Origin of the sequence: Bacillus sp. DWP3-1 (assembly GCF_049896565.1) — a bacterium.
GTDB lineage: Bacteria > Bacillota > Bacilli > Bacillales > Bacillaceae > Bacillus.
Genome location: NZ_JAFCUN010000003.1, coordinates 203,371 through 221,154, shown reverse-complemented (window position 1 = coordinate 221,154; position 17,784 = coordinate 203,371). Strand labels below are relative to the sequence as shown.

General features: G+C 41.5%; 15 protein-coding genes and 1 riboswitch. Of the genes, 3 read left to right on the top strand and 12 right to left on the bottom strand.

All coding sequences use genetic code 11. From position 1 onward, the window contains the following. Positions 1 to 4 precede the first annotated feature (4 nt). The 9 genes from ACP7A0_RS08755 to ACP7A0_RS08715 form a co-directional block, all read right to left on the bottom strand. Positions 5 to 1,498 carry a UxaA family hydrolase gene (locus ACP7A0_RS08755; protein WP_106039086.1) on the bottom strand — a complete coding sequence of 498 codons (1,494 nt, stop codon included), beginning with the start codon at positions 1,496 to 1,498 and terminating at the stop codon, positions 5 to 7. Next, complete coding sequence (locus ACP7A0_RS08750) at positions 1,495 to 2,952, bottom strand: tagaturonate reductase (RefSeq protein WP_375566320.1); 1,458 nt, start codon at positions 2,950 to 2,952, stop codon at positions 1,495 to 1,497. Before ACP7A0_RS08750 ends, ACP7A0_RS08755 begins: the two co-directional genes overlap by 4 nt. A gap of 59 nt (positions 2,953 to 3,011) precedes the next feature. Further along, a complete protein-coding gene (locus tag ACP7A0_RS08745) occupies positions 3,012 to 4,022 on the bottom strand; it encodes a LacI family DNA-binding transcriptional regulator (RefSeq protein ID WP_034659952.1) in 1,011 nt (336 codons plus the stop codon). A gap of 68 nt (positions 4,023 to 4,090) precedes the next feature. After that, a complete protein-coding gene (gene uxaC / locus ACP7A0_RS08740; protein ID WP_375566323.1) occupies positions 4,091 to 5,527 on the bottom strand; it encodes a glucuronate isomerase in 1,437 nt (478 codons plus the stop codon). 137 nt (positions 5,528 to 5,664) lie between these two features. Beyond that, on the bottom strand, positions 5,665 to 7,419 hold the full coding sequence (locus ACP7A0_RS08735; protein ID WP_066030418.1) for a HAMP domain-containing sensor histidine kinase: 1,755 nt from the start codon (positions 7,417 to 7,419) through the stop codon (positions 5,665 to 5,667). A gap of 3 nt (positions 7,420 to 7,422) precedes the next feature. Next, positions 7,423 to 8,145, bottom strand: coding sequence for a response regulator transcription factor (locus ACP7A0_RS08730; RefSeq protein WP_375566325.1), 723 nt, complete (start codon positions 8,143 to 8,145; stop codon positions 7,423 to 7,425). Positions 8,146 to 8,321: 176 nt separating this feature from the next. Next, positions 8,322 to 9,137 (bottom strand): ABC transporter ATP-binding protein, encoded by an 816-nt coding sequence (locus tag ACP7A0_RS08725; RefSeq protein WP_060597288.1) that lies wholly within the window; start codon positions 9,135 to 9,137, stop codon positions 8,322 to 8,324. Between the two features lie 19 nt (positions 9,138 to 9,156). Further along, a complete protein-coding gene (locus ACP7A0_RS08720; protein ID WP_375566327.1) occupies positions 9,157 to 10,179 on the bottom strand; it encodes a FecCD family ABC transporter permease in 1,023 nt (340 codons plus the stop codon). Beyond that, complete coding sequence (locus ACP7A0_RS08715; protein WP_034659963.1) at positions 10,180 to 11,232, bottom strand: FecCD family ABC transporter permease; 1,053 nt, start codon at positions 11,230 to 11,232, stop codon at positions 10,180 to 10,182. A gap of 259 nt (positions 11,233 to 11,491) precedes the next feature. On the opposite strand from ACP7A0_RS08715, the gene ACP7A0_RS08710 reads away from it, so the two are divergent. Further along, positions 11,492 to 12,430 (top strand): iron-hydroxamate ABC transporter substrate-binding protein, encoded by a 939-nt coding sequence (locus tag ACP7A0_RS08710; RefSeq protein ID WP_187704155.1) that lies wholly within the window; start codon positions 11,492 to 11,494, stop codon positions 12,428 to 12,430. 35 nt (positions 12,431 to 12,465) lie between these two features. On the opposite strand, the gene ACP7A0_RS08705 is transcribed toward ACP7A0_RS08710, so the two are convergent. From ACP7A0_RS08705 to ACP7A0_RS08695, 3 genes are all read right to left on the bottom strand, one after another. Next, complete coding sequence (locus ACP7A0_RS08705; RefSeq protein WP_034659967.1) at positions 12,466 to 13,872, bottom strand: amino acid permease; 1,407 nt, start codon at positions 13,870 to 13,872, stop codon at positions 12,466 to 12,468. Positions 13,873 to 14,064: 192 nt separating this feature from the next. Then, positions 14,065 to 14,243, bottom strand: a riboswitch (Lysine riboswitch). A gap of 121 nt (positions 14,244 to 14,364) precedes the next feature. Beyond that, positions 14,365 to 14,508, bottom strand: coding sequence for a small acid-soluble spore protein SspJ (sspJ, locus tag ACP7A0_RS08700; RefSeq protein ID WP_034659969.1), 144 nt, complete (start codon positions 14,506 to 14,508; stop codon positions 14,365 to 14,367). A gap of 82 nt (positions 14,509 to 14,590) precedes the next feature. Further along, positions 14,591 to 15,019, bottom strand: a complete 429-nt coding sequence (locus ACP7A0_RS08695) for a MarR family winged helix-turn-helix transcriptional regulator (protein ID WP_034659971.1) — start codon at positions 15,017 to 15,019, stop codon at positions 14,591 to 14,593. Positions 15,020 to 15,190: 171 nt separating this feature from the next. On the opposite strand from ACP7A0_RS08695, the gene ACP7A0_RS08690 reads away from it, so the two are divergent. Together ACP7A0_RS08690 and ACP7A0_RS08685 are read left to right on the top strand one after the other, a co-directional pair. Next, a complete protein-coding gene (locus ACP7A0_RS08690) occupies positions 15,191 to 15,682 on the top strand; it encodes a metal-dependent hydrolase (protein ID WP_375566330.1) in 492 nt (163 codons plus the stop codon). A 124-nt stretch (positions 15,683 to 15,806) separates the two neighbouring features. Then, on the top strand, positions 15,807 to 17,657 hold the full coding sequence (locus tag ACP7A0_RS08685; protein WP_309415756.1) for an LTA synthase family protein: 1,851 nt from the start codon (positions 15,807 to 15,809) through the stop codon (positions 17,655 to 17,657). Positions 17,658 to 17,784 lie beyond the last annotated feature (127 nt).

The following is a 17,784-nucleotide window of genomic DNA, read 5'->3' as shown; positions in this document are numbered from 1 at the left end:
CGCCTTAAAGTGTGACACCTGTTTTGAAAATAGCCAGCTCTCTAAAATTGTTTTTTTCATGATTTAATAGCTTTCCGCTCGCCACATCAATGACAGTTGAAATGAATTTTTCTAATACAACATCTTCTGGTACATCTTCAAGCAGTTCTCCCGCATTAAAGTCAATCCAGTGCTTTTTTGTTTCATATAAGGCTGTATTCGTCGAGACTTTCATTGTAGGGACAAACGTACCAAATGGTGTCCCTCTTCCTGTTGTAAAAAGGACCAACTGACAGCCGGAAGCAGCAAGTGCGGATGAAGCAACCAAATCATTACCTGGCGCACTTAATAAATTCAGGCCCTTTCGCTTCAGCAATTCCCCATATTTCAATACATCTTGAATGTCAGAAGTCCCTGCTTTTTGTGTACAGCCGAGAGATTTATCCTCTAATGTCGAAATTCCACCAGCTTTATTTCCCGGGGAAGGATTTTCATATACTGGCTGTCGATGATCCATGAAGTATTGTTTAAAGTCATTGATCATTTGCACAATATTGTCGAAAGTCGCTTCTGATTCCGCTCTCTCCATTAAAATCGTTTCAGCTCCAAACATTTCGGGCACTTCTGTTAACACTGTCGTGCCGCCTTGAGCAACAATAAAATCGGACAGCCTTCCTAAAAGCGGATTTGCGGTAATGCCGGAGAATCCATCTGATCCTCCGCACTTCAAGCCGATTTTCAGCTCAGATAACGGGATCTCTTCACGGTGATCTTCTTTCGCCGCATCATAAATTTCCTTGAGTAAAGCGACTCCCGTCTCAATCTCATCTCCTACTTCTTGGCTTCTTAAAAATTTCACTCTCTCACGGTCATATTCACCTAATGTGGACTGAAAATCTTCAATATCATTATTTTCACAACCAAGTCCAAGGACGAGCACCCCTCCAGCGTTAGGATGCTTCACGGCATTTTGTAAAATGGTTTTTGTATTTTCATGATCGTCCCCAAGCTGGGAGCATCCATAATTGTGCTTTAATACGAGAGCTGTTTCAAACGGATGGATGTTTCCGCCCATTTCAGCGGTGAATATTTGGATGATTTGATCGGCAATGCCATTCACGCATCCAACGGTTGGGACAATCCAAAGCTCATTGCGAATCCCGCTTTCCCCATTTTTCCGTTTATATCCTTTAAATGTAAGATTCGTTTTTTCATAGGGGTTGTCTGTGAATGAAGGCTCGTATTCGTAATCGAGCTTTCCTGATAGATTGGTTTTGATATTATGCGTATGCACCCATTCTCCAGCAGAAATGGTAGTCGTTGCATGCCCAATGGGGTAGCCATATTTCATGATATTCTCTCTTTGCTTGATATCAGCCAAAGCAAACTTATGACCTTTGGGAACGTTCTCTTTTAAGACAACAGAGTGATCTTGATGATGCAGCTCCTCACCTTGTTCAAGTACTTTTAATGCAATACCGACATTATCTGAAGGGTGAATCACAATAAAATCTTTCATGCCTTCTCCCCCTGACTTTCATATTGATGATGCAGCATTCGTTGAACAGCCGCTCTCATCCCTTGCTCCTGTATGAAGGTAAGCTGATCAGCTACAGCGTGACTCAAATCATCTACATCCGTTAAATTTTTCCCCCATAATGGCTCACATGATAGAATCCTGGCTGCGATCGCTTCATTGGATTGGTTCTCCCCTTCCCAGGCTTCCTTCATAAATGCCATTACAGTCTCATCATCCTTTATCCTTTCTGCATATGCTCTGTAAAAATAAATGAGACTGCTGAGTGAAAACACGAGTTTCATTGGCAGCTGTTTCTTTTGCTCAACATAATCAAGCAATGACGGAAGAACTCGGGTTCGGAACTTGGATATACCATTGAGCGCAATATCGAGCAATTGATGCTTCACAAATGGATTGCAAAAACGATCCCAAACCGATTGTGTATAAAGAAGAAGCTCATCTTGAGAGAGCTCAAGCCCTGGCAGTACTTCCTCCTCCAGCATACGCCGGATGAACGGACCAACATGCTTGTCATCCACAGCTTCTTTTACAGTGTCTATACCACATGAGTAAGCGATTGGCACCATTGCTGTATGTGCACCATTTAAAATTCGTACCTTGCTCATGCGATAAGGCGCAATATCTTCTACAAAAAGGACATTTAATCCTGCTTTTTGAAAGGGAAGCTCTTTTTGTACGAAGGCAGGTGCTTCAATAACAAAGAGGTGATAATATTCTGCCGTGACAAGCAACTCGTCGATATACCCATCTTCCTTTTGGACAATTTCAGCTGCTTCCTTAGAAAACCCAGGAACAATCCGATCCACAAGCGTATTACAAAACGTGTTGGCTTCCTTGATCCATGTGATAAACGCAGGCGGCAGGTCCCACTCAGCTGCCATGTCTATCACATATTCCTTCAAGCGGTCACCGTTATGTTCGACCAGTTCACATGGAAGGATGATCAGCCCTTTTTGTTCATCTCCAGTAAATGCTTTAAACCGGTGATATAAGAACGCCGTCAGCTTTCCTGGAAAACTGGCTTGCGGTCGATCCTCCAAGCGATCCTCCTTTCTGAACATAAGTCCTGCCTCTGTCGTGTTTGAGAAGACAAAGCGGAGATCGGGGTTTTCAGCTACGTATAAAAAACCATCGTAATCCGTATACGTACTGATTCCTCTGCTGATCGATTGAATGATCATGCGCTCATTCATTTCTTGCTGGTCATGATAGCCCTGTATACATAAAGTATATAAGCCATCTTGTTCATTTAAAGCCGCAACGGATCCTTTTCGCGGAGGAACAACAACAGCTCTTCCTTTAAAATCTGTGCAGTCGTTCAGCTTCTGGATGTGCCAATTAATAAATCCTCGCATAAAATTCCCTTCACCAATCTGTAAAATCGTTTCCGGATATTCAGGCACAGGGTACATGGCTTTTGATAAACGTTTCAAATGGATTCCCCTCTCTTCGTGATATGCACACGTGAACATTTATCTTTAAAAGGTGCTGATTACTGCACCTTTTTGACTGAATCTCTGATCATCAGCTCTGTGTGGACATAGATTTTTTCCATATGATCTTCTTCCTGCTCTTCACCGTTTATGACTGATAGGATGGCTTCTGCTCCAAGTGCACACATTTTTTCGATAGGCTTTTTTACCGTTGTCAGTGCAGGCGTGGTGTAGGATGAGAATGCTATATCATCAAAACCGATAATAGAGATATCACCTGGACACGTCTTGCCTTTTGCATATAAAGCATTCATCGCACCAATGGCCATGTCATCGTTAGAGCAAAAAAGCGCTGTTGGCGGATGATCAAGGGTCAGCAGGGATTCCATTGATTCATAGCCGCTTTTCATGTGGTAGTCACCTGTGATCATATATTCTTTCTTCATAGGAATATGGTGATCAATTAACGCTTGGAGAAAGCCGGCTTTTCTCTCCTGAGTCGATTTAAAGCCTTCTTTTCCTTCAATGATGGCGATTTGATGATGGCCTTGCTGAATGAAATAGTGCGCTGCCTGATATGCTCCTTGACTATCATCTGCTAATATATTCATCACTTCATTACTTTCTACACGGCGATTCAGCACAATGATTGGAATGCCCTGTTTCTTGACATGATGGATAAACGCTTCATCGTGCTCGCTTTGACTCATAAGCAAAATGCCATCGTAGCGCTGTTTATGAATGGTTGTGTAATCGTGAAAGTCGTCAATTCCCCTTACAAACAGATTATAATGCTCAGTCATCACGCTATTGACGCCCTTTAACGCATCTACAAAGAAGCTTGAAGATGTGCCTTCTGTTAAACTCGTAAAAAACAGACCGATTGTAAACGATTTTTGTGATACAAGGCCTCTGGCATGGACATTCGGTGAATAATTCAGCTGTTTTGCAATCGACAAAATCTTTTGTTTTGTCTTCTCTTTAATAAAAGGACTATTATTCAAAGCCCTTGATACCGTAGTATGAGAGACGTTTGCCAATTTTGCTATGTCTTTAATTGTGACTGTCATGCTATTCCGCCTTTTATGATTTTTTTCCATCTTATCATAAAACCGCTTTCATTTTCTTACCTTTTTCCTCATGTGATTTTACTTTGATGCTGGAGCTGCTTTGCCCGGTCAAATTGAAAATATTGCTTGGCATTTTCATAGCTGATTCCTTTCACGATCCCCCCTAACAGCTCAAGGTCATAGGGGACTTCTCCTTTTTCTACCCAATCTCCGATGATATCACAAAGCAGTCTTCGGAAATATTCATGCCTTGTATACGACAAAAAGCTTCGTGAATCAGTCAGCATCCCGATGAAACGGCTGATCAGTCCAATACTGGAAAGAGCCATCATCTGCTCTGTCATTCCTTGCTTCGTATCATTAAACCACCAGGCTGTGCCGTGCTGCATCTTCCCCGGTGTCTTCCCGTCTTGAAAGCTTCCAGCCAATGTTGATATCACCACATTGTCCCTAGGATTCAAGGAATAGAGAATGGTGTTTGGCAAAGCATCTTCTTGTTCTAAACGATCTAATATTCGGCAAAGCGGCTTTGCAATGTCCTCATCATTCATCGCATCATACCCCGTATCTGGTCCGAGCCGCTCAAACATTTTTGTATTGTTGTTTCTAAGCGCATTGATATGAAGCTGCATCGCCCAGCCACGCTCACAGTATGCCTGACCTAGCATAATGAATGTCTCTGTTTTAAACTTGATCTTCTCTTCTTCCGTCAATGGATGACCAGACATTCTTTTATGAAAGATGGTCTCCACTTCTTCTTCTGTCGTTTCTTCATATGTCATTTCATTTATAGCATGATCTGAGATCAAACAGCCGTGTTCATGGAAGAAATCAATTCTTGCACGGAGTGCTTTTAAGAAGTCTTGGTAGGATTGTATTGGAGTAGCTGAAACCTCTGCCAGCTCGTGAACATATTTTGCAAACAGATCATTCGCTATATCGAGTGCTTTATCAGGTCGAAACCCTGGGAGCACTTGTACAGAGAATTCCTCTTCCCGCAGTTTTTGATGATAGTGAAGCGAATCGACCGGATCATCTGTTGTCACAACGGTTTCAACGTTTGATTTCACAATGAAGTCCCTCGCACCAAATCCCTCTCCTTGCAGCTTTTCATTGACTTTCTGCCAAATAATATCTGCGTTTTTTTCGTTTAATAGGTCTTCGGCTTCAAAATATCGTCTTAGCTCTAGATGAGTCCAGTGATAGAGTGGATTTCCAATGGTCATGGGTACGGTCTTCGCCCACGCCAAAAATTTCTCATGATCTGATGCATCCCCCGTAATGTGCGTTTCAGGGATGCCATTTGTTCTCATGGCACGCCATTTGTAATGATCTCCATAAAGCCATGCTTCGGTGATATTTTGGAAGGTTTTATTTTCATAGATGTCTTTAGGACTTAAATGACAATGGTAATCTATAATTGGAAGGTCCTTTGCAAACTCATGGTATAGCTTTTCCGCCGTTGGACTGTTTAGTAAAAACTGCTCATCTAAAAAGGCTCTCATCAAACTCCCCCATCCCTCTTATCGTATGAAAAATAATTTGTTCACGTTAACAATTTAATTGTAATCGTTTACAAAGTTGATTTCAATCCTAAAACAGGAAAAAACGATCTCCTTAAGAAAGGAAAATCGTTTTTTGCCTATTTTACAGAAGGTGATTTTTTTAGGATAATCGCAATAGTTGTTCCAGCACCTAGTTCGCTTTCCACTTGAATATCACCGTCATGCAGCAAAACAAGCTCTTTTGCTATTGCCAGCCCAAGTCCTGTTCCATTCGTTGGGTCATTTGTATTTGTCCCTCTGTAGTAGCGGTTAAATAAGTGATCTACCGTTTCTTGTGCCATTCCGCATCCGTTGTCTTTCATTTCGATCCGAACTTCTTCATTTGTTTCAGATAAAACAGCTGTAATATGAGTGCCTTTTTGGTTATGCTTGACTGCATTCGCCAGCAGGTTCTCAATCACTCGTCTGAACCAGGCTTTGTCGATCTCAAACATGACACCGTTTGTTTGATCTTCAAAAGAGGATGAAAAATCCTCAGAAAAGGAGCTTCTTGAAAACTCGTCCATAATAGAGGCTAAAAATTCACCCAGCTCGACCGGCTTTCGATTAATAGGCAAGGCCCCATTTTTCAATCGGTACGTGAGGTTTAAATCCTCAATCAAGGTCGACATGTATTCTGATTTCTCACGAATCACCTGTCCCATTTCCATGACTTCTTCCTTGGACCATTGATATTGATCAGATTCAAGCATGAGCCCATAGCCGTAAATCGTACTAAGAGGTGTTTTCAAATCATGAGACAATCCTGCAATCCATTCTTCCCTTGTAGTTTGAATTTTTCTTCGGTTTGCTTCATTCTCTTTTAATGTAAGCGTGAGCTGATCCATTGTTTTTAGGATATCCTCAAATAATCGGTATTCCCGCTTAATACGACCTTTTTTATTTTTACTGATTGGAATTCCTTTTCTATTTGTTGGTTCCTGCAATTTATTTCTAGATAAGAAAATCAGCCAGCGGATAATGTGATAGATCGGCAGACCATAGCGATACGAGTACCATAATGTCATGACGATAATAATAGTGAGTGCAAGACCTGCAATCAAGATGGTTCTATATTGATTTAAAGCATCTGTCTCTTTATCATACAATTCGTCTGGGCTATATACTTTGTTTGGTACCGAAACGATCAAATATAGACTTTTATTCACTCTGATATAAGATAGGTCACTTCTAAACTCCCAAGGCTTCGATTGGTACTTAAGCAATTCAACATCTGTTACGTTATGTTTCAAATCGTTTTTGGCTCGAATGCCTTTTAAGTATTTTCCTTCTTCATTAAACAGGTGTACCGATCCATTCATTCTTTTCAAGAACTCTATCGTTTCAAGCGAATATTGAGAAAGTGCAGCCAGATTTTTCTCATGCTGCTTAAGATAATTGGCTACCTTTGTGCTGTTCGTTTTGAACCCATATAACACGATAAAGCTTTCTTGATCAATCTCAATTGGCCAGAAGTACATCTTGTAATCTTTAAATTGTCTTTTTTCAAAGATCTTGATCATTTCATCCTTTTGATAGGATGTCGGAATATTTTTAGGAAGGTGATAGCTATATACGTTATGTTTTTTTGAATCAATCACTTGCAGCCAGCCGTCACGTTTTTTCACTGCTTGCTTGAGTTGATCTTCGGCTTCCATTTTGCCATCCTCGTTAAAATAGAGCCAGCTCATGAGTGTGTCCCCATCAGCCTTTGTTAAACCAGTTTCGGTCATATTCTCATAGTATTTTTTATAATATAGATTCTCAGTAAACGTATTCCCGATCAGCAGAATCGCAATGACGATAAACATCTGTCCGACAAAGTGAAAGAAAAGTTTTGTTCGTAAATTCATGAATTAATTAAGAACCTTCACAGGGTGCGGAATAAATTTATATCCCATACCACGGATGGTCACAATATATTCAGGCTGACTCGGATCTAACTCGATCTTTTCTCTCAGCTTTCGAATATGAACCATGACGGTGTTGTTATCACCATACGACGGGACGCCCCATACTTTCTCATAGATTTGATCTTTTGAAAGAACCACATTCGGATGATCACAAAAGTACTTCAGCAAGGATAGAAGCTGAGCTGAGCATGCCGTCATCTCTCCTCTCACTTTCAGTTCGGCTGAATGAGGATGATATGAGAAATGGGCATATTCATATTGGTTTTGAGCCTCTTCTTGCTCTTCCTGTAAGGAGATATATGTTCGGTTTAAGTGAGCCTTAATTCTAGCCACAAGCTCTAGCGGATTAAATGGCTTTGTAATGTAATCATCTGCCCCCTGCGCAAAGCCGGTCAGTTTATCTACATCAGACGTTCTTGCAGTTAAATAGAAAATGGGTGCTTTCGTATATTTTCTCATTTCAGGAAGAACATCAAAGCCAGACTTACCGGGCATCATCACATCTAGAAGTAAGAGGTGGATGTCCTCGTTTTTGACAACATCTAATGCTTCATCTGCATGGTAGGCTTTATAAATATGTTGAAATCCTTCTTTTTTTAATACGCGTTCAACCATTTTTACAATTGCTTCTTCGTCATCTGCAATCAATATTTTTGCTGTTTCCACGCATCTCTTTCCTTTCTAGCTATGATCTCTAACCGTATATTACCATTGTCTAAAGTAAAAAAGTACCTCTTTTCTGCATAAAAGCGAAAAAATATCAACTGGAGAAAATGGCAGTACTAGGAAGTTTCAGAGACGCAAAAAAACTCGGCTATTCCACCGAGTTCCTTTTACTTCTATTATCCATTCACAGCTTCTAGCTTTCTTTCATGATTCATTAAGTCATATGTTAAACAGATCGGCTTATTTGTTCTAGGATCAAGTACAATTTCTGCATCAATGTGGAATACCTGACCAAGCACCTCTTTGGTCATGACCTCATGAGGCGTCCCATCTTTGATGACTTTTCCTTGATTGAGGGCAATCATGTAATGAGAAAAACGTGCCGCATGATTCAAATCATGAATGACCATCAACACAGTTCGTCCCTGCTCTCTGTTTAACCGTTCTAACAGCTGAAGAATCTCGAGCTGATGTGCAAGATCCAAATACGTCGTTGGCTCATCTAATAGAAGCAGTTCTGTTTCCTGGGCAAGTGCCATCGCAATCCATACACGCTGACGCTGTCCACCGGAAAGTGCTTCAATTGGCCGGTCATGAAAAGCGATCATGCCCGTTTCCTCAAGTGCCCATCTGATGATTCGTTTATCTTCATTTGATAAGCGACCAAATCCATTTTGATGCGGGAAACGTCCATATGACACAAGCTCATACACTGTCAGTCCGCTTGGTGCTTCGGGCGTTTGCGGTAAGATCGCCATTTGTTTTGAAATTTCTTTTGTAGGCGTTTGATGAATAGCCTGGCCATTTAAGTAAACAGCTCCTTGATGGGACTTCATGATCCGGGACATTGTTTTTAAAATCGTTGATTTCCCGCATCCATTCGGCCCGATCAGTGTTGTCACCTTGCCTTTTGGGATACTGATATTTAAATCATCTACAATCAAACGGTCCTGATAACCGATACAAAGTTTTTCTGTTTCGAGCGATTTCATATGTTTTTCTCCTTCCTCATTAGTTCGTTTTCATCAATAAGTAAATGAAGTAAGGTGCGCCTAAAGCAGAAACAACAAGACCAACTGGTACCTCTGATGGTGCAAGTATGACGCGGCCAAGTGTATCTGCCAGTAATAATAACAGTGCGCCAATCAATGCGGAGGCCGGTATCATTCCTTGATGCTTTGGCCCAACAAGCTTTCTCGCCAAGTGCGGTGCGGCTAACCCTAGGAACGAGATACTACCTGCAACAGCGACACTTGCACCTGCTAATGCAACGGCAATCAGCATCAGAAAGCTTCTTTCTTTATGAACTGAAATCCCTAAGCCATAGGACAGTTGGTCACCTAAATTCATGATATTTAAGTAGCGTGCTCTCACAAGCGCTAACACAAGGAAAATGAGCATCCATGGCAGAACAGAAAGGACATACATCCAGCTTGAGCCCCAAATGCTTCCTGATAACCACACGATGGCTTGGTTAAAATCATTTGGGCTCATTTTTAATTGAATGACCACAATTGCTGCTGAAAACGCAGCATTAACGCCAATTCCCGTTAAAATCAATCGAACAGGTGTGATGCCTTTTTTCCACGCTAACACATAGATGAGAAATGCAGCAAAGCCTGCACCTGCAAATGCGAAAAGCGGCAGTACAAAAATCGTCAAATTACCTAAGTTCGACATCGTGCCTTGGAATGCAAAGATAAAGAGCACAACGGCAAATCCTGCGCCCGCATTCACACCAAGAATACCGGGATCAGCCAAGCCGTTTTGAGAAACACCTTGCCAGATAGCTCCTGATACAGCGATGGAAGCACCAACAAGTAAAGCGATGATCATTCTTGGAAGTCTGAATTCGAACAGCACCAGCTCATCCATTTCACTTCCGAATCCAAAAAATGTTTTCAATGTATCTATCGGAGAAATACGAATTTCTCCGGTATTTAAACTAATCAGAAATACCGCGACGATGGCTAAAAAGATCATGAGCATCGTTCGTTTATATTTCTTTTTCTTTGCCTGCTGCACCATTTCCATTTAAATTCCGCTCCTTTCACGTCTAGCTAAATATAAGAAGAAAGGAACGCCTATAATCGCAGTAATGGCACCGACTGGCGTTTCAAATGGAGCATTGACCAGCCTTGCAGCAATGTCTGCATAAATTAACAAAATGGCACCTAAAATAGCTGAGCAAGGGATAATCCATCGATAGTCCACTCCGACCAAGAATCTAGTGACATGGGGAATGACAAGCCCGATAAAACCAATTGAGCCTGCCACCGACACAGCAGCACCGGTTAAAAGAATTACGACCAATATTCCTAGCACCTTGACCGTTTTCGTATACTGCCCGAGCCCTTTAGCCAATTCATCACCTAAGCTCAGTACAGTGATCGAGCGAGCAAGGATCATCGCAATCAAAAGTCCTGCAATGGCGACTGGAATAATGACCTGAATGTTGCTCCAATTCACACCTGCCACGCCGCCCGCATACCAAAAGCTCATGTCCTGAGCGACGTCAAACCGGATGGCAATTGCTGAAGAGATGGAGCTTAAAAGTGCCCCAACCGCCGTACCCGCTAGTGCGAGCTTCACTGGGGTCAGTCCTCCCTTAGACAGAGTACCGACACCAAACACAATAGATGCACCGAGTGCGGCTCCAGCAAATGACCAAAGAATTAATGTGAAAGAAGATTGGCCTGGGAAAAACGCAAATGCTATAGCAATCGCAAATGCAGAGCCATTTGTCACGCCCATAATTTCAGGAGACGCAAGCGCATTTCTTGTCATCCCTTGCATAATGGCACCTGATACGGCTAAAAAGGCACCGACGAGTGCAGCCCCAACTGTACGCGGCAGCCTCAATTCCCGGATGATTTGATGTGAAGTTTTCTGTGGATCAAAATGAAAAATGGCTTCCCATACAGTGTGTAGATGAATGTTTGCCGCTCCTAATGATACCGATAAAAAAAGACCAAATGCTAAAGCGACGATTCCTATGATGACAACAGCTGCTGTTCCAAAGGGCTTCGTGACAATATCCATTGCATCGTCCTTGGCTGGCAGCTGTTTATTCGATTGTGAGCCCAAAACCAGTCTCTTCCTTTCCGTTCATATCTATTCCTTATCAATGATAATGATTATCAATCTCGGAGTCTAGTATATCATTTTCTTTCCTTTTTGAAATCATTGTTCTGAACATTTTCTTTATTTTCATCAAAAAACCGGGAGAAATTCACCATTTTTCTTTAGACCCTAAAATAGCCGATGCATTTTTCATCCCATCATGTTACGATATAATTGAAATTGAGAATCATTATCAAAAGAAAGTGAATAGGAGAGAATCTTTGTGAAAAAACGATCTGGATTTCTTTTGATTTCCTTTGCCATTCTTATGCTTTTTACAGCTGCTTGCGGCAGCACTTCAAATAAAAAATCTGGCGCCAACCAGAATGACACAATCACCTATCAGGATGTCAAAGGTGAGGTCAAACTCCCTAAAGATCCGAAACGAATTGTGCTTCTGGCAGAAAGCTACTACGGAGACCTCGTGACACTTGGCAAGACGCCAATTGCTGCAACTGCACCCATCTTTAAAAACCCTTTCTATAAGGGAAAAACGGATGGTGTCAAAAACCTTGGAACAACCCCTTCTGTCGAAAAGGTAGCCGCTTTGAAGCCAGATATGATTATCGCTTGGGGAGAAGACGAGAAATTTGATCAATACAAAAAAATTGCTCCAACCGTTGCAATTAAATACAATCAATATTCCTTTAAAGATCAACTAAAAGAATTCGGTAAAATGACAGGTACACCGAAAAAAGCAGTAGAATGGATCACAATATGGGATACAAAAATAGCTGAGGTAAAGCCTAAAGTAACAAAAGCGGTCGGCAGCAAAACCGTTTCAATCGTGTCGCCTTTTGATAAAGGTATTTATATCTTTGGAAACACCTTTGCGCGCGGAGGCGAAATCATTTATGACGAGCTGAAATTACGTGCGCCAAAGGCAGTTAAAAAAGACGCTATCGACAGCGGTGTCGGCTATGCAAATATTTCCCTTGAAAAGCTGCCAGAATACGCAGGCGACTATATTTTCACTAGTCCATGGAGTGGTTCAAAAAGTAAAGGAGACCAAGTGTATGAAAGCAGCATTTGGACATCACTGCCTGCTGTACAAAATAAACACGTATTTGAAATCGATCCTGTCGGGTACTTCTTTAATGACCCAGTGTCACTAGAAGGACAGCTTGAGTTTATTGTGGACCGATTAACATCCGCATCATAAAAAAACGTTTCTCCATATGTGGAGAAACGTTTCCCTTATTCCGTTCCTTTGGCGAATCCTTTTGACATGAATGGATAAAGCAAAATACCTACTAAGAACAGACCGATGCCAAGTCCAAATGTTTTCAAATCAGCTGTGCCTGAAATAATGACCCAAGCGGAATACCCCATCGCAACAAGCGCAATGATTCCGTCTCTTGTTCGCTTCCCTTTTTGAAGATCATACGTGTCACCTTGCATGATGACCTTAAAACTATAGATCGAAGACACAATATACGGAATGAGATACGCAAGTGTCGCTGATGTCGTTAAAAAGGTAAAAGCTTCATTAATCGTACGGGACATCACTGAGAAAATAAACAGTTGTGACATGATATTTGTAACCGTCAAAGCAAAAACAGGACTGCCTTTTTTGTTTGTTTTTGCAAATACTGCTGGGAAATCGCCAGCCTTTGCTGCTTGATACGGTACTTCTGAACCAAGTAAGATCCAGCCAAGCATCGAGCCAAATAAACAAATGATCGCAAGCAGTGCCATGACTATTCCGCCCGCCGGTCCAATAATGAGCTGAAGCACGTCAACGAATGGTTTATCTGAGCCTTGCAACTGATCATGCGGCAGGACGCCCATTGTAATCAATGTAATAATCATGTAGATGGAAAGTGCGATTAAAAGACCTGTAATCGTTGCACGTTTCACATCGCGCTGCGAGGATGCTCTCCCTGATAAAATCACAGCTGATTCGATGCCAATAAATGCCCATAGTGTGGAAATGGCCGCATGATGAATTTGGCCTCCAAGTCCGAGCACTCCTTCGCCTTCTGCTGAAACTGGGAAGTAATAATGTTCAAATAATGCCGTTTGGAATGCAAATAATCCCGCAACAATAAAAAGGACGAATCCAAGTACCTTTGAAAAGGTCGTAATAAAGTTTAATTTACTTGCAGCACTTAAGCTTGTAATTAAGATCGTATGTGTTCCCCAGAGAAGAATGGTACATACAATAAAGGTTGTCAGCTGACCAAGTGTGATCGCTTCTTTTCCAAAGGTGAAAATCTCCGTCTTCACGGTGAGAATAGGGAAAAATGTCGTTAAATAACCGGCAAGACTCGTAATAATTGCGACATTACTAATCCAGCTTGCCACCCAATATCCCCAAACCATTGTAAAACCGGCTGCTTTCCCTTTTTTCGGATCGTTAAAAAGCGCTCTTGCATAACTTTGTGGTCCAGCCGTCAGCTGCGGCTTATGAATGGACAAATGCCCAAAAACAAGTGCAATCATCAGCACACCGCCACCTGTGACAAGCCATGCCATCGTCACACCTAAAGGACTGGCATGCTGGGCAAGTGTACTTGGCAGCATAAAGATGCCTGACCCTACCATATTTCCGACGACAAAAGCCGTCAATAACCAAAAACCCCATTTTTTTGTCTGTTCCATTTCCGTACCTCCGTTATATTCACTTCGGACCAGACCCGGCAGTATCTTCATTGATATATTTGTGAAGCAATGACTTGTATTCTTTATGTTCATCATGGGTCACTTTCTTAACAGCATACCCTTATCTTAGATACTCAGAACATAAAAAAAAGCCTGAACAACAGTCCATGCTTTTCAAAACATACACCTTGATCTCCGGATAGCCCTCCACGCTTCAAAGACGTGGCAGTCCTGCATTTATTCAATGCAGACCCAGCATAAAGAAAGTTGGAGCTCTCTCTACACTTCGGCGCTGATGCCTTTTTTCTCATGATCTTCGATTCCATCTCTCCCATGAGTGACTCATCATCCGCGCAACCTCTACCTCACTGAGACATAGCGTGAGGATTTCTATTCATTTTTACTACACGAAGGTTATCAAACATTCTCACATCTGTCAAAGGGAAAAACATAGAAAAAAGGCAGAGGATCATTTCTCTGCCTATTACCTGCTTATTGATCGTTGTTTTTCTTCTTTTGTACAGCTTCCTGAAGCGGATCGCCTGCTAGCTCTTTGCTTGCTTCTTCTAACAGCTGATCTACTTGCTTGTGGTCTTGCTCGCTTTTCGCCTTTTTATCCTTTTGGAAAAATGACATCGCTGTTTCCTCCCTTTTCATAAAATGCGGTTGCCTGTATAATTTGTGCTACAGTGCGCCGCATTATACAAGGTGGAAAGGCTCAATCATCATGAAAGGTCTGTCTCATTTTTTGCAAATACGTCAAAAAGGTCTTTAAGTCTTCCTTTGTGAAGTCTGACATCATATGCTGAATCACCTTTCCGAAAAGACGTGTATGCTTTTCATAAATCGCTACCCCTTTTTCCGTAGCTTCTAACCGGACTAGCGTGGGGTCGTCTTTGTCACGTTCTCTCTGAATATAGCCCTGCTCACATAATTTATTGAGTGCAATGGAGGCTGCACCTGGGTTTAAGGAGAGTCTTTGTTTCAGCTCTTCGGCATGTGATACTTTGCCTTGTATCAAAATAGAAAGAGCATATATCTGCGGTGGCGTGATGTCTTTTTCTAACTCAAGTAACTTGCGGTTTAATTTACGGCTGACTTCATAATGTACGAGAACAATTTCTTTTAAAATGTCTGCATTACTCATCCGAATCGCATCCTTATCGTTAGTATCAACATGACTTCCCCCTTATTATAGAATGTTTTTCCAATCAGCCAACCCTTTTGTCCTCTTTTTCTTTAGAAATAAGCCTTGCTGAATGAATTGACCCTTGATATAGTGAGTACTTGAACAAAAGATAGAACAGGAGTACGCATCATGACAGGAAAAACACACATTATGGGCGGAATCGCCGCCTCAGCGGCCGTCGCCTACTACTACGGACTCGACCCAGTCATCATGGCTGCAGCTGGATCAGCAGGTGCTCTGATCCCCGATCTTTGCCATACAAAAAGTAAAATCGGCAGAAAATTTCCGCTGCTCTCGGCACTGATCAGCAGCGTGTTCGGTCATCGCACATTTACACACAGTTTATTATTCCTACTGATCATTTATTTTCTCGCGACAACATACATTCCAAATGACAGCCTAAGTATCGGTTTACTCGTTGGAATGGCGAGCCACCTTATCCTTGATGCTGGGACAGTGAACGGCATTAAATTTTTATTTCCAGCGTCCATTAAAGTGCGTCTCCCCTTCTATGTCAAAACAGGCAGCACAGGAGAACAAGTCGTACTAGCTGCTCTCACCGTCGTCACCTGCTATTACATCGCCGTCATCTGCGGCATATCGATCCCCATCCAGTTCTAACAGAATAAAAAAGAGTTTTGCGAAAAAGATAAGTTATGAATTGATCATTCCTCATTTTTTTAGTAGGTTTAAGATAAGTGTTTTTGCCTTGCAACTGAATACAGAATGGTGAGGAGATCCATAAATGAAAGCGTTTTTCAAAAATCATTGGTTTTTAGTGTATTCCATCCTCTTCATGTGGATGAAAACATACATCATTTATCAACTAGGTTTTCACATACGAACGGCCAATCTGTTTCATGAATGGCTGCTTTTGATCAATCCACTTAGCTTTCTACTCCCTTTGTTTGGGATAGCTCTTTTTTTAAATGAAACCAAACAAAAGGTTTTTTTATTGAGTGCAAATTTTATTCTCACGGCGATTCTGATATCGAATACGATCTTTTATGGTTTTTATATTGATTTCATTACCATTCCCGTGCTATTCCAAGCGAAGAACATGGGAGATATGGGCAGCAGTATGACAGAATTATTCCACCCGCTCTTTGTGCTGATGCTCATTGATTTTGTTGTACTTGCTTGGCTGCTCAAGCGCAAACCATTATCCCCAAAAGCGTCATACAAGACGATCAAAACATATTATGCGATTTGCTGCAGCTTCCTATTGTTTCATGTCAGCTCAGCTATGATGGATCACCCTCGATTTCTGACAAGCTCTTATGATCGTGAAGTCATTGTCAGAAACCTCGGGCTGTTCCAATTTCATCTGTATGACGGTGCTGCCCAAACGGCACGCATTGGACAAAAGGCCTTTGCAGATGAAGATACGCTTTCTACCGTAGCAAACTACACAAAGGCTGATTACAGCGCACCAAACGAAGAGTATTTTGGACTTGCTAAAGGCAAGAACGTTGTGTTCATTTCACTTGAATCGACGCAGCAATTTGTCATGAATCAAAAGGTGAATGGACAATCCATCACTCCCTTTTTAAATCAACTGGCTAAAAAGAGTTTTTATTTTGATGAATTTTATCAGCAGACAGAGCAAGGGAAGACGTCGGATTCAGAGTTTATTGTCGCTAATTCCCTCTACCCTTCTAGCAGCGGCGCTGTCTTTTTCACAGCGAGTGACAACGAATATGACACGTTATACAAGCAGTTGAAAAAGGAAAACTATCAATCCGTCCAATTTCATGCGAATAATAAAACGTTTTGGAATCGTGATGTGATGTATGAATCGCTTGGAATTGATCGTTTTTATGATGTCGATTCATATCATGTCAATGAACGGAATTCAACTGGCTGGGGCTTAAAAGATATCGACTTCTTTGATCAATCCATTGATCATTTAAAAAAGTTGAAGCAGCCTTATTACAGCACATTCATTACACTGACCAATCATTTTCCATTTGAAATTGATCCGAAGGATCAGTTTATTGATGAATATGATTCGTCCAGTACCATTTTAAACCGCTATGTGACGACCGTCCGCTATCAAGATGAAGCGGTTAAGATGTTTTTTGACCGTATGAAAGAAGAAGGATTGTATGACAATACGATGTTTGTCCTTATGGGTGACCACTATGGCATCTCTGAGGCACATCATGAGGCAATGGCACAGCTGCTTAATCAAGAGGAAATCACACCGTTTGATGCGGTCAAACTGCAGCGTGTTCCCTTTTTGATTTACATTCCTGGTGTAACGGATCAAGCACCGCAGACCATTTCTGAAACAGCTGGTCAAATGGACGTCAAGCCGACACTTCTTCACTTACTAGGGATTGAAACGAAGGATTCCATTCAATTCGGCAATGATTTATTTTCAAATGAACGGACACCTTTCGCTGTATTGAGAAACGGGAACTTTATTACAGATGATTATCTCTATACAAAGAACACCTGCTATGATCAAAAAACAAAAGAACCCGTGAAGCAGGATGAGGTATGTCAGCCTTATATAGAAAAAGCCAATAAAGAGCTCTCCTTATCAGACAAGTTGATCAATGGGAATTTGCTGCGTTTTTATCAGAAGTAAACAGGTTAAAACGATCTGCTTTGTCGTCACGCTGAAAGTCGCCATTTGGCGGCTTTTTCTTTTCTCTTTTTACTGAAAGCCTATGAATGCTCAAATAAGTTTGCTTATAATAAAGGGAACCACATGA